The organism is Gilliamella sp. W8123, from assembly GCF_016101085.1.
GTDB lineage: Bacteria > Pseudomonadota > Gammaproteobacteria > Enterobacterales > Orbaceae > Gilliamella > Gilliamella apis.
In genome coordinates this window covers 477,498-490,145 of record NZ_JACFRE010000001.1, presented here as the reverse complement: position 1 = coordinate 490,145, position 12,648 = coordinate 477,498, and the positions used below count along the sequence as shown (strand labels likewise).

The following is a 12,648-nucleotide window of genomic DNA, read 5'->3' as shown; positions in this document are numbered from 1 at the left end:
AATGAGCAAATTACTTGTAGTTGATGATGATCTAGAAATTGCGTCGTTATTATGTGAATTATTAGAATTGGAAGGGTTCACAGTCGAAGTTGCAAATAATGGTATTGAAGCGTTAGAAAAGTTTGATGATTCCATCGATCTGGTTTTACTTGATATTATGATGCCAGAAATGAATGGATTAAGTGTCTTGTCTTCACTAAGAAGTGAATTCACCGTTCCTGTTATTTTCTTAACAGCTAAAGATAGCGAACTCGATAAAATCAATGGTCTTGAACTTGGCGCTGATGATTATATTCTTAAACCTTTCAATGATCGGGAATTAATTGCTCGAATTAACGCTTTATTGCGTAGGGCTAAATGGGATACTGCCGGTAATGAAAGTAGTGAAAAACCATTACAATATATTATTGATAAACTTGTGGTAAATACCAAACAACAATCTGTTTATTTTGATGATAAATACATCGAATTAACTGGCACAGAATTTCAAGTATTACTTAAATTACTTGAAAATAAAGGGATGACTATTTCAAGGGATACTCTTAGTGAGACAGTGTTAGGGAAAGAATTTATCCCATTAGCACGTTCAATTGACGTTCATGTCTCTAATTTACGGAAAAAACTTCCACCTCGAAGTGATGGCTTACCATGGATTAAAACATTGCGTTCAAAAGGATATCTATTTGTTGTAGATCAAAATGATGATTTGTTGCAAAATTAGCTTTTTTAAATATGGTAAGAATCTATGTGGATTTTTGATCGTCTAACAATTAGAATTTTCACAATATTCTTACTTACTATCGCTTTTTTCCTTGCGCTTGTAATGGTATTGCCCGAACTCGACTCACGTAATTTAACTTATTTAGCCAATAAAGATAAAGAAAGTGGTGAAGTTCTTGCAAGTCAGATAGAAAAAGATCTCACTAAAATACCGAAAGATAGTTTTCGCTGGTGGATGAGATTTATTGTGGTAATGGATAATTATCAAAAAACTGGTCAAGTCCTATTTATTGTTACACCTAATCAGCAAATTATTACTGCAGATACTAAAAATATAGATTTAGTAAAAAGTTTTAGTGAAAAATCGCATGATGTTGATGATCCGGCGAAAAAAATTTATGATAATCAAGAGATTATTGGTCCTTTCCTTATTCATTATGCTAATGATGAATATCAACTATTTTTATTACAGCCCGCATCAGATATTCAATCTCAATTTGTTAATTTGATTTTTGATCATCCTTTCTTACTTTTAACATTAACCATGTTAGCCAGTTCTCCTTTTTTGTTGTGGTTGTCTTGGAGTATAGCTAAACCAGCACGAGGACTTCGATTGGCAGCAGAACAGGTCGCAAATGGTAATTTACAACAGTGGCCTGAGCTTGAAAAAGTTGGTTCTTATGAATATAAAGCCACAGGTGCAAGTTTTAACCATATGCTTAGAGAATTGAAACGGATGCAAGATCTACAGCAACGGCTGTTTTCTGATATTTCCCATGAATTACGTACTCCATTAACTCGATTGCAATTAGCAACTTCGTTATTGCGCCGTAAGCAAGGTGAAAGCAATGAAGTTTTGCGGATAAATAATGAAGCTTTAAAGCTTGATTCGATGATAGGTGACTTATTATCCTTAGCAAGGAATCAGCATGATAATAATGAAGTTCGTGAATTTAAATCATTAGATGTATTATTTAAAAATGTATTGGATAATGCGACTTTTGAAGCCAATCAGATAGCAAAACAATTTTCTATTCAAAATTCTCCTTCTAATCATACAATTTTGTGCTATCCAGAAGCGTTATGTAGTGCGCTTGAAAATGTGATAAGAAATGCATTTCGTTATTCAAATCAAAGAATTGATGTGAATTTTATTATCCAACAACAAGCTGTGACTATTACTATTGATGATGATGGTCCAGGTGTTGCCGATAATGAGCTTGAGCAAATTTTTAGACCATTTTATCGTACTAATGAAGCTCGAGACCGAGAGTCGGGTGGTACAGGATTAGGCTTAGCTATTGTGGCGAATGCTATTACTCGAGATAACGGCACCGTTAAAGCTGAGAAAAGTCAGTTAGGTGGGCTGAAAATTGTGATAGTATTACCACTTCAAAAATATTAATTGTTAAGAGAAATTATTGTGTTGAATGCGCCTTTAAATATTGTGTTGTTTGAACCTGAAATTCCGGCTAATACGGGTAATATTATTCGTTTATGTGCTAATACTGGTTTTAATCTACATATTATTGAACCAATGGGATTTTTTTGGGACGATAAAAAACTAAGGCGAGCAGGACTTGATTATCAGGAATTTGTCGATGTAAAACGTTATAAAAATCTTGAACATTTTTTGGCTGATAACCACCTTGATTTAGCTTCTCAAGTTTATGCCTTAACCACAAAAGGTCAAAAACCACATAGTGAAGTAAATTATCATCAAAATGATTTCTTGATGTTTGGTCCAGAAACGCGAGGCCTACCTGCCAAAGTCCTTGATGCATTACCGCAAGATAGGAAAATTCGTATTCCAATGACTGCCAATAGTCGCAGTATGAATTTATCTAATTCTGTTGCTGTAGTAGTTTATGAATCATGGCGACAATTAGATTATATTGGTGCTAAATAAACTAAAATTCTTAATTTAGATATTGTTAGTTTATTAGTATTCGCTGGTTTGATTGAGTGCTGGATTGGTAATTGTCGAAAAGCTGAGCCTAATTATTGAAATAAAAACCCCTTTCCTCAAAATAAATATTAACTTTTTTATTTAGTAAATAAAAAAGAGGTCAATATGACCTCTTTTTTAAAAATAGCATTTATATCTCGTTGATATTATTTAACCCGTGAAACATATTCACCAGAACGAGTATCAACTTTAAGTACTTCACCAATTTGTACAAATAATGGAACACGTACTACAGCACCAGTTGATAGTGTCGCTGGTTTACCACCAGTCCCTGCTGTATCACCTTTTAGACCTGGGTCGGTTTCAATAACCTCTAGTTCAACAAAGTTTGGTGGCGTTACCGCAATTGGTTGACCATTCCATAAAGTTAAAATACATTCAGCTTGATCAACTAACCATTTAGCATTATCACCTACAGCTTTAGCATCAGCAGAAAGTTGCTCAAATGTATCGTTATTCATGAAATGCCAGAATTCACCATCAGTATATAAATAGGTTAAATTCATATCAACAACATCAGCGGCTTCAACGGATTCACCTGATTTGAATGTTTTATCAACAGTCTTACCTGAAAGTAATTTTTTTATTTTTACGCGGTTAATTGCTTGTCCTTTTCCAGGTTTATAAAATTCATTTTCAACAATTACACACGGTTCGCCATCTTGCATTATTTTAAGACCGGCTTTAAACTCATTAGTACTAAAAGATGCCATAAAAGCTCCAACTATCATTCTGAATTACAAAAATGAGCCACATTATACAGCAAAATATTGAACAACCAAATAAAGATGAGTGGATTTTTGAACTTGCTAATGTCGTTACCGATATCAAAGAGCTTTATCGTTGTTTGAATTTAGATCCTGAGGCGATTTCTCTGCCTATGTTGCAAGCGAGAAAGCAATTCCCGCTTCGGGTTCCTATGGCTTTTATAAATCGGATGAAAAAAGGTGATAGCCAAGATCCATTATTGTTACAAGTTCTTTGTGATGAAAAAGAATTAATTAATGTAGCGGGTTTTAGTGAAGATCCTTTAGAAGAGCAGAATAATACCATTCCAGGGTTACTACATAAATATCATAATCGTGCATTATTAATGACTAAAACTGCATGTGCGATTAATTGTCGATATTGTTTTAGACGACATTTTCCTTATCACGATAATCAAGGCACTAAAAAAAATCTTGGTGCTGCATTGGCATATATTGCAAGCCATCCAGAACTGGATGAAATTATCCTTTCTGGTGGTGATCCGTTAATGGCTAAGGATCACGAGATGGCTTTTTTAATAACCGAATTAGAGAAAATATCTCATATCAAGCGGTTACGTATTCATAGCCGTTTAGCTGTGGTGATACCTAATCGTATTACTAGCGAACTGTGTCGGTTATTTGCTAAAACCAGGTTACAAATTGTATTAGTTACTCATATTAATCATCCAAATGAAATTGATGATAATGTTACTAATGCTATCAAGCGTTTAAAGGAACATCAGGTAACGGTTTTGAATCAAAGTGTGTTATTGAAAAAAGTTAATGATGATGCTGATGTATTAGCTTGTTTAAGTAATAAATTATTTTCAATAGGCATTTTGCCTTATTACATCCATTTATTGGATAAAGTGCAAGGGGCTGCTCATTTTTTAGTGGATGATGATAATGCTAAGCAAATTATGAGACAACTTGCGAAAAATGTATCAGGTTATCTTGTGCCAAAATTAGCTCGTGAAATCGGCGGTGAAAAAAGTAAGCGAGTCATAGCGATTAATGATTAATAAAGGCGATATATTTATTTAATACAGTCCTTACAATTTATGTATTAAAATCTCATTGACGAAAAATAAAATAGCCTCTATAATTCGGGCCTCTTTAATTAATGCTGTGGAGTTTATACTCTACAACTTGTTGATAAATTAGATTTGGATATAAATCGTCATGAAACGCACATTTCAACCATCAGTATTAAAACGTAATAGAACTCACGGTTTCCGTGCACGTATGGCTACTAAAAACGGTCGTCAAGTTCTTGCTCGTCGTCGCGCTAAAGGCCGTGTTCGTTTAACCGTTGCTAGCTAATTTAAAGTTGAGTGACTAAACTCACTTTTCCTCGGGAGTTACGTTTGTTAACTCCCTTCGATTTTAATCGCGTCTTTCAAGAATCTATTCGTGCAGGTTCGCCTTTTCTTACTTTAGTTACACGGAAAAATGATCTAGCTCATTCTAGATTAGGTTTTGCTATAGCTAAAAAACAGGTTAAACGAGCACACGAGCGTAATCGAATTAAACGATTAGCTAAAGAATATTTTCGTCACCATCAACATCAGTTTCCTAATATCGATTTTATTTTGATGGCTAAACAGCCTGTTATACAATTGAATAATCAACAATTAGTTGAGACATTAGACAAACTATGTCAACAAATCATCAAAAAACAAAGAAACTGAATAAATTAATATTGATATTTAAACAGCATGTTTATGCGTTTAAATATTTGATTATTAATATTTTTGTTTTTACCATTAAAATATACCAGCGTATTATTAGTCCTTTATTAGGACCTAAATGTCGCTTTACTCCTTCTTGTTCTCAATATGCTGTAATTGCATTAAGACGCTTTGGATTAATAAAAGGTAGTTGGCTAACTGTCAAACGTGTATTAAAATGTCACCCTTTACATGAAGGAGGTGAAGATTTTGTACCTCCTAAAACTAAAACCGATAGAGAAAAACACTAATGGGATCTCAACGTAATATTTTAGTCATTGCTTTACTTTTCGTCTCTTTCCTGCTTTGGAAAGCATGGGTAGAAGATCATGCACCAAAACCGCCAGTTGCTAATCAATTGACGCAACAAATAGGTGAAGATTCACCAGCGGATTTTACACAAGGTAAAACAATCACGATAAAATCTGATGTATTGTCATTAACGGTTAATACCTATGGTGGCGATGTACAAGCTGCACAATTGTTAAAATATGAGCAGTCTCTTCATTCTGGTACGCCTTTCCAATTATTAACATCTAAACCTGACTTTATTTATATTGCTGAAAGTGGCTTAACAGGTAAAGATGGTCCAGATAATGCAATTCAAGGAAGTAAACGTCCAGTATATCAAACTGCTCAATCTGAATATGTTTTAGCTGATGGTGTAGATGAGTTGAAAGTTCCATTAACATATCAAGTTAATGGAGTGACTTATACTAAATATTATATTTTACATCGTGGCAATTATGCTATTGATGTTCAATATGATATTGATAACCAAAGCCAAAATCCTATAGAAGTATCGATGTATGGTCAGTTAAAACAAACTATTGATTTACCAGATGATGCTGTTACCGAAGGTGGTGGTGGATTAGGATTAAGTGCGTTCCGTGGTACCGCTTATTCCAGTTCTGATACTAATTATAGTAAATATAGCTTTGGTGATATCAAAGATAAGGCTTTATCTGTGGAAACTAATGTTGGTTGGGTTGCTATGTTGCAACACTATTTCGCTTCAGCGTGGATCCCTGCGCAGGATCAAAACAACCTATTTTATTCACGTGCTACGGCTAAAAATTCCCAAGCTACGATTGGTTTTAAAGGTGAAACCGCCGTTATTCAACCAGGTAAAACTCAATCAGTTAGTGCAAAATTATGGTTAGGTCCTGAAATCCAAAGTCAGTTAAAAGAAACCGCTAATCATCTTGATTTAATTGTTGATTATGGTTGGTTATGGTTCTTATCTCAACCACTGTTTTATTTATTAAAATTTATCCATAGTTTTATTGGAAACTGGGGCTTCTCAATAATAGTTATCACCTTTATCGTGCGGGGTATTTTATTTCCACTCACGCGGGCACAGTACCGTTCAATGGCTAAAATGAAGTTATTACAACCTCGTATACAAGCACTAAAAGAACGTTATGGTGATGATAGACAAAAACTGAGTATGGAAACAATGGCACTTTATCGACAAGAGAAAGTTAATCCTCTTCGCGGTTGTTTACCTTTGTTGATTCAAATGCCGATCTTCTTATCACTGTTTTATATGTTAGGTAATACAGTAGAATTGCGTCATGCTCCATTTGCTCTTTGGATTTATGACTTATCAGCGCAAGACCCATATTATATTTTACCGTTATTAATGGGTGGTACCATGTTCTTAATTCAGAAGATGTCACCATCACCGGTTACTGATCCATTACAGCAAAAATTAATGACTTATATGCCATTAATCTTTACGGTGTTCTTCTTATGGTTCCCATCAGGTTTAGTTTTATACTATACTGTAAGTAACTTGTTTACGATTGCTCAGCAACGTATAATTTACTGGGAACTTGAGAAAAAAGGTCTTCATGAGAAGAAAAAGAAATAGCTTGATAAAAAGGAGGAGTAATATCCTCCTTTTTAATATTTATTTTTTGGTGTTGGTGTTATGGATATACAAAAACAATATAATTTGATCGGTAACGAAAAAGGCTACTGGTTTGTGAGTAAAAATAGTCGTCTATGGTTACCTAATGGCGAAGTTCCCAACGGTATCGCCAGCGAATTAGGATTTACCAATAAACTCGCTCAGTCTATTGGTGAATGGAATGGACAAACAGCGTGGTTAATTTGTCAAGAAATGAGTAGTTCCATGGGCTCGATTAGACCTTTACTTAATAGTGCTGATCAGTCTTTGTTTAATATGGCTGGTAGAGCGGTACAATTGTCTGAGTTTTATCGGTCTCATAAATATTGTGGTTACTGCGGTCATGAGATGTATATCAGTCAAACCGAATGGTGTTGTCTATGTGATAATTGTCATCAACGTTATTATCCACAAATTTCACCTTCCATTATTGTCGCTATTCGCAATAAAAATAAAATTTTATTGGCAAAACATGTAAGGCATAATCAAGATAATTTATATACTGTATTAGCGGGTTTTACTGAAATTGGTGAAACCATGGAAACGACAGTAGCTAGAGAAGTTTATGAAGAGTCAAAAATAAAAATTAAAAATATTCGTTATGTCGGTTCGCAACCTTGGCCATTTCCTAATTCTATGATGATGGCTTATTTAGCAGATTATGATAGCGGTGAGATTACTATCGATAAAAATGAGTTAGTAGAAGCTGATTGGTACCATTATTCTCAATTACCAAAAATACCTGAATATGGCACGATAGCAAGGCGTTTAATTGAGGATACAATTATACTTTGTCGTGAATATGATGAGTTTGGTGAAAACTGATCATATTCACTTTATTTAATAGTTATAGATACTCGATGGTTCTGGTTAAATTAATTTTGCTGGAACCATTTCCGGTTGTTTCACAAACAGCTTTGGTCCAGTCATTATTTTGGTTATATTCAGAATAACTACAAGTTTCAGTTGATTCCAATTCTTGTTCATTTTTATCATTAATGATGACTTCACCTTTGGCAGATAATTTGAAGGTTCGAGTAATCGTTTTTTCTAATTGCTTGTTTGCATTATAAATAACATCTTTTTCTCTTACTAAAACGGGCAATTGTTTTTTATCATCCATTTTTACATAAGCGTTATATAATACTTGTTCAACCAGATCATTTTCATAAATAATCTTACTGGTAAAATTAATATTATTATCAGCGAAGTTAGATAAAGTGGTTTCAACTAAACGGCCTTGTTCATCAAATTCACTAATAGCAACAATTTCATCATTACTATTTTTCATTCCAATGATATTTTTAGATTCATCGAATGTAATGTCATAACTGTTTCTGGTATCTTTCATACCGTAAATGTATTTAGCTGTATCATAATTTATTTCGCCATATAATCCTTCCAAGTCGTAATCTTTAACATAACCTTTATCGTTATAATTAATAGATTTTTTATCCGAACTTTGAATAGTTTGCTGTTTAATGAGTTTCTTATTAGGTAATAACTCAGGTTCGGTATGAAATAGATAGCTATTGGTTACTTGGGTTGATAACTGTGATTTATCGTAATTACTAGAATTTATTGTAGAGTCTTCATTTTTATTTGTTGTACTGGTAGTTTTATCAGTTTGGGTATCAGTATTAACTTCGTTATTCTGATTAGTCGTTGGAGTTGCATCAGATGATGGTTGGCTGTCTTTTTTATCATCACACCCAGTTAATAAGAAAATACTTAATAAGAAAAGATAGATATAATTTTTCATAATATTGGCTTCTTAATGTTATTGGTTAAAATTTTATTTATATCTAATAGCGATATTAATATTTCGATTCATCAGTTTATTCTAGCTATGGGCAATAATATTTATATTATTGAATAGTTACTTGATCATCATATCAGACTAATCTTCACACTCATCACCTAATTTGTGATTTTTAGTGTCAGAACAAGTAACTTAATATATTTTATCCATAAATTAAGATTTTGTAATTGATTTAATTTAATGTTTATTAAAAAAATTAAAATATTAATGATGTTATTTATTATTGATATGTTTGATTGGGTTAATTTTGGTTATTTGTTTCTCAATATAGATTAGAATTTGCTGTGAAGATTTGTGTTAGTTTTTAAATTATTAATCATATCAATTCACTTTAATTAGTAAATTGATATGATAAATATAATACAGCTATTACTGGTTATTAAGCCAGTGAGCTACTTGCTTAGCAAAATAAGTTAACACACCATCGGCGCCTGCTCTTTTGAAACAGAGTAGAGATTCCATGATAGTAGACCTTTCATCTAACCAACCGTTTTCGATTGCAGCCATCAACATTGCATATTCTCCTGATACTTGATAGGCAAATGTAGGCACTGCAAAAGTTTCTTTTACTCGGCGAACCATATCTAGATAGGGCATGCCAGGTTTAACCATGACCATATCTGCACCTTCACTTAAATCTTGATAAATTTCTTGTAAGGCTTCATTGCTATTGGCTGGATCAAGTTGATAGGTCTTTTTGTTACCACCTTTGATATTATTGGCTGAACCAACTGCATCACGGAAAGGTCCATAAAAGCTAGATGCATATTTTGCCGAGTAAGCCATTATTTGGCTATTAACAAAATTATGTGATTCTAGCTCTTTACGTATTGCGCCAATTCGTCCATCCATCATATCACTTGGTGCAATAATATCTGCCCCAGCATCAGCTTGTATTAATGCTTGTTTTTTTAAAGCTTCGACAGATATATCATTGAGAACATAACCGTTGTCATCAATAATACCATCTTGACCGTGTGTTGTATAAGGATCGAGAGCGACATCGGTTAAAATTCCAAGTTCTGGTATTTCTTTTTTTAATGCTCGAATTGATCTAGGAACTAAACCTTTATCGTTATAAGCTTCTTCGGCCAATAGTGATTTAAGTGAAGAATCAATAGCCGGAAACAATGAGAGTACTGGTATACCTAGTTTAGCAACTTGTTCAGCTTCTTTCACTAATATATCAATACTCATTCGTTTTACATTTGGCATTGATGGTACGGATTGACTGATATTGTTGCCTTCAACAATAAATACTGGATAAATTAGATCATTAACCGTCAAATGATTTTCTGCTACCAGACGACGACTAAAATCTTGTGCACGGTTTCGACGTAAACGTTTTTGTGGATATTGACCAGTAAAGAAAGACGACATAAAACACCTATATATCCTTAATTAAACTATTTTATTATCTGATTGAAAAAGTAGATTAGCAAATTAATTTATCATATAGTAATTATACGATATTTTACTTTACAACCCATACCAAATAGGAGTAAAATTGCGCACTAATTTTAGTCCTTTGTGATATTAAACAAATTTGAGGTGAGAGGCACATGCCAGTAATTAAAGTACGTGAAAATGAACCTTTCGATGTAGCATTACGTCGTTTTAAACGTTCTTGCGAAAAAGCAGGAGTATTAGCTGAAGTTCGTAATCGTGAATTTTACGAAAAACCAACAACTATTCGTAAACGCGCAAAAGCAGCTGCTGTTAAACGCCATGCTAAGAAATTAGAAAGAGAAAACGCTCGTCGCACTCGTCTATATTAATTTTTATACTGAAAATTTAAATTGTTTTTAAAAAACAATTCATTTATATTCTAGATATAAACAATTTTAACAAGCCGTATTATTATTACGGCTTGTTGTCTTTTTATAATGCCATAATTGGTTGAATTTTATCATGAAAGGTCTTATTCCTCGCGATTTTATTTTAGATTTGCTTGCCCGCACAAGTATTCTTGATGTGATAGGTAAGCGCGTTAAAATGAAAAAAAAGGGAAATAATTATTTTGGTTGTTGTCCTTTTCATGATGAAAAAACCGCCTCTTTTTCATTAAATGAAAAAAAACAAATTTACTACTGTTTTGGATGTGGTGCATCAGGTTCTGCTGTAAATTTTTTAATGCAGTATGAACGACTAACATTTCCTGAAGCCATTGAAGAAATTGCTAGTATGCAAGGTATTCGTGTTCCTTACACAGAAAGTAATACTAATCAAGCTGATCAATCAAAGCAAATTGAATCGCGTAATTTGCGTCGTGATCTCTACTCCCTGATGGCAAAAATCACCGATTTCTACCAACAGCAATTAGCATTATCGACTTCAAAAGATGCCCATATGTATCTTGAACAACGTGGTTTAAATCAAGAGATTATAACTAGATATAAAATAGGTTATGCGCCTAATGAATGGCGTTTAACTTCACAAAATGTGGTAAAAACTAAAGCTGAAACAAAATTATATAATCAAGCTGGCATGTTAGTTACCAATGATAGTGGTAATCAATATGATCGTTTCCGTGGTCGTATAATGTTTCCAATTCGCGATAGGCAAGGTAATGTCATTGCTTTTGGAGGTAGAACGATTGTTAATGATTCAGCCAAATATATTAATTCACCAGAAACGCCAATTTTTCATAAAGGTTTCCAATTATATGGTCTTTATGAAGCGCAAGAGGTTAATCGAAATCCAGAACAACTGATTGTGGTTGAAGGATATATGGATGTCGTATCACTTGCTCAATACGGAGTTGATTATGCGGTTGCTGCATTAGGTACATCAACCTCTGAAGAACATATCAAATTATTATTTAGAGCAACTGATTCTGTCATATTTTGTTATGATGGTGATAATGCAGGGCGAAGCGCAGCTTGGCGAGCACTTAATGTATTACTACCTTGTTTGATTGATGGTAAAGAAATTACTTTCGCTTTTTTACCACAAGATGAAGATCCTGACAGTTTTGTGCGTAAAGTTGGTAAAGACGGTTTTGAAGATTATGTAAAAAATTCTCCTAATTTATCGGAATTTTTATTTGATGAATTATTAAAACAAGTTGACCTAAAAACTGCAGAAGGTAAAGCTAAATTGAGTTCGCTTGCCATACCTTTACTTGAGCAAGTTAAAGCAAAAGCATTCAGACTTAATTTACTTCAGAAATTAGGTCGTTACTTAGGTCTACTTGATATATCACAAATAGAACAACTCATTGCCGCTAATCAAAATAAAAGTGAAAATAAACCTATTGAAGCCGTGTCTGCACCGCAGATGAAATTAACGACCATGCGGATTTTGATTGGTTTATTACTGCAATATCCGAATATGGCTAAAATGGTTGCAGATATTAATGTTATGCGACAAGTTAATTTAGCTGGTATAGATATATTTATTGAGCTACTTGAATTATGCCAACAATACCCAAATATAACTACAGCACAGATATTAACAGAGTGTACTAGTCGACCATTTTATAAACAGTTAAGTCGTTTAGCTACATGGGAGTACCATTACCAAGATGATGAAATAGAGTCAATTTTTTCTCATACTTTAAAAGAGTTATATGATAATATACTCGCCCAAAGGCAAGATGAACTGATCGCAAAAGAGAGAGTCTCCGGATTAAGTACCGCAGAGAAAAAAGAATTAGCGACATTAATACTTGTTTTATCAAAAAAAGACTAAATATACAGGGTATATGTAGAAAATTATTTCTTATTCTGCATATATAATAT

The 12,648-nt window shown here is 33.3% G+C and carries 14 protein-coding genes; 11 read left to right on the top strand and 3 right to left on the bottom strand.

What is annotated here, in order from left to right:
• The first annotated feature begins 1 nt into the window (after window position 1).
• From H3T56_RS02245 to trmL, 3 genes are read left to right on the top strand one after another with little or no spacing between them, the layout of a single operon-like run.
• A complete protein-coding gene (locus H3T56_RS02245) occupies window positions 2–721 on the top strand; it encodes a response regulator (RefSeq protein WP_034901102.1) in 720 nt (239 codons plus the stop codon).
• Window positions 722–751: 30 nt separating this feature from the next.
• Window positions 752–2,125, top strand: a complete 1,374-nt coding sequence (cpxA, locus tag H3T56_RS02240; protein WP_198191960.1) for an envelope stress sensor histidine kinase CpxA — start codon at window positions 752–754, stop codon at window positions 2,123–2,125.
• 21 nt (window positions 2,126–2,146) lie between these two features.
• Window positions 2,147–2,629, top strand: a complete 483-nt coding sequence (trmL, locus tag H3T56_RS02235) for a tRNA (uridine(34)/cytosine(34)/5-carboxymethylaminomethyluridine(34)-2'-O)-methyltransferase TrmL (protein ID WP_086320975.1) — start codon at window positions 2,147–2,149, stop codon at window positions 2,627–2,629.
• A 206-nt stretch (window positions 2,630–2,835) separates the two neighbouring features.
• Here trmL and efp read toward each other — a convergent pair whose 3' ends face one another.
• Complete coding sequence (gene efp, locus H3T56_RS02230; protein WP_034901106.1) at window positions 2,836–3,402, bottom strand: elongation factor P; 567 nt, start codon at window positions 3,400–3,402, stop codon at window positions 2,836–2,838.
• A gap of 32 nt (window positions 3,403–3,434) precedes the next feature.
• Here efp and epmB point away from each other — a divergent pair, with 32 nt between their 5' ends.
• From epmB to nudC, 6 genes are all read left to right on the top strand, one after another.
• Window positions 3,435–4,460, top strand: a complete 1,026-nt coding sequence (gene epmB, locus H3T56_RS02225; protein WP_198191900.1) for an EF-P beta-lysylation protein EpmB — start codon at window positions 3,435–3,437, stop codon at window positions 4,458–4,460.
• A gap of 160 nt (window positions 4,461–4,620) precedes the next feature.
• Window positions 4,621–4,761 (top strand): 50S ribosomal protein L34, encoded by a 141-nt coding sequence (rpmH, locus tag H3T56_RS02220; RefSeq protein ID WP_025314679.1) that lies wholly within the window; start codon window positions 4,621–4,623, stop codon window positions 4,759–4,761.
• 11 nt (window positions 4,762–4,772) lie between these two features.
• Window positions 4,773–5,129 carry a ribonuclease P protein component gene (gene rnpA / locus H3T56_RS02215; RefSeq protein ID WP_034901111.1) on the top strand — a complete coding sequence of 119 codons (357 nt, stop codon included), beginning with the start codon at window positions 4,773–4,775 and terminating at the stop codon, window positions 5,127–5,129.
• Window positions 5,096–5,419, top strand: a complete 324-nt coding sequence (gene yidD, locus H3T56_RS02210) for a membrane protein insertion efficiency factor YidD (RefSeq protein ID WP_081298823.1) — start codon at window positions 5,096–5,098, stop codon at window positions 5,417–5,419. The genes rnpA and yidD overlap by 34 nt, the downstream gene beginning before the upstream one ends.
• Entirely contained in the window at window positions 5,419–7,044 is a 1,626-nt protein-coding gene (yidC, locus tag H3T56_RS02205) for a membrane protein insertase YidC (RefSeq protein WP_198191899.1), read from the top strand. Before yidD ends, yidC begins: the two co-directional genes overlap by 1 nt.
• Before the next feature lie 60 nt (window positions 7,045–7,104).
• The gene (nudC, locus tag H3T56_RS02200; RefSeq protein WP_198191898.1) at window positions 7,105–7,908 is read left to right on the top strand and encodes an NAD(+) diphosphatase; all 804 of its coding nucleotides are present in this window, start codon (window positions 7,105–7,107) and stop codon (window positions 7,906–7,908) included.
• 22 nt (window positions 7,909–7,930) lie between these two features.
• Here nudC and H3T56_RS02195 read toward each other — a convergent pair whose 3' ends face one another.
• Both H3T56_RS02195 and hemB read right to left on the bottom strand, forming a co-directional pair.
• Window positions 7,931–8,845 (bottom strand): hypothetical protein, encoded by a 915-nt coding sequence (locus H3T56_RS02195; protein ID WP_198191897.1) that lies wholly within the window; start codon window positions 8,843–8,845, stop codon window positions 7,931–7,933.
• A 429-nt stretch (window positions 8,846–9,274) separates the two neighbouring features.
• Window positions 9,275–10,285 (bottom strand): porphobilinogen synthase, encoded by a 1,011-nt coding sequence (hemB, locus tag H3T56_RS02190; RefSeq protein ID WP_198191896.1) that lies wholly within the window; start codon window positions 10,283–10,285, stop codon window positions 9,275–9,277.
• Window positions 10,286–10,467: 182 nt separating this feature from the next.
• Between hemB and rpsU the strand changes: the two genes are divergently transcribed.
• Both rpsU and dnaG read left to right on the top strand, forming a co-directional pair.
• Entirely contained in the window at window positions 10,468–10,683 is a 216-nt protein-coding gene (gene rpsU, locus H3T56_RS02185) for a 30S ribosomal protein S21 (RefSeq protein WP_034882800.1), read from the top strand.
• 133 nt (window positions 10,684–10,816) lie between these two features.
• Window positions 10,817–12,598 carry a DNA primase gene (gene dnaG / locus H3T56_RS02180; RefSeq protein ID WP_034901120.1) on the top strand — a complete coding sequence of 594 codons (1,782 nt, stop codon included), beginning with the start codon at window positions 10,817–10,819 and terminating at the stop codon, window positions 12,596–12,598.
• Window positions 12,599–12,648: the final 50 nt, after the last annotated feature.

Coding starts and splice junctions, on each gene's coding strand:
- H3T56_RS02195 (WP_198191897.1), bottom strand. CDS start 8,845: ATGAAAAATTATATCTATCTTTTCTTATTAAGTATTTTCTTATTAACT.
- efp (WP_034901106.1), bottom strand. CDS start 3,402: ATGGCATCTTTTAGTACTAATGAGTTTAAAGCCGGTCTTAAAATAATG.
- yidD (WP_081298823.1), top strand. CDS start 5,096: ATGTCAACAAATCATCAAAAAACAAAGAAACTGAATAAATTAATATTG.
- dnaG (WP_034901120.1), top strand. CDS start 10,817: ATGAAAGGTCTTATTCCTCGCGATTTTATTTTAGATTTGCTTGCCCGC.
- nudC (WP_198191898.1), top strand. CDS start 7,105: ATGGATATACAAAAACAATATAATTTGATCGGTAACGAAAAAGGCTAC.
- yidC (WP_198191899.1), top strand. CDS start 5,419: ATGGGATCTCAACGTAATATTTTAGTCATTGCTTTACTTTTCGTCTCT.
- rpmH (WP_025314679.1), top strand. CDS start 4,621: ATGAAACGCACATTTCAACCATCAGTATTAAAACGTAATAGAACTCAC.
- epmB (WP_198191900.1), top strand. CDS start 3,435: ATGAGCCACATTATACAGCAAAATATTGAACAACCAAATAAAGATGAG.
- rpsU (WP_034882800.1), top strand. CDS start 10,468: ATGCCAGTAATTAAAGTACGTGAAAATGAACCTTTCGATGTAGCATTA.
- H3T56_RS02245 (WP_034901102.1), top strand. CDS start 2: ATGAGCAAATTACTTGTAGTTGATGATGATCTAGAAATTGCGTCGTTA.
- hemB (WP_198191896.1), bottom strand. CDS start 10,285: ATGTCGTCTTTCTTTACTGGTCAATATCCACAAAAACGTTTACGTCGA.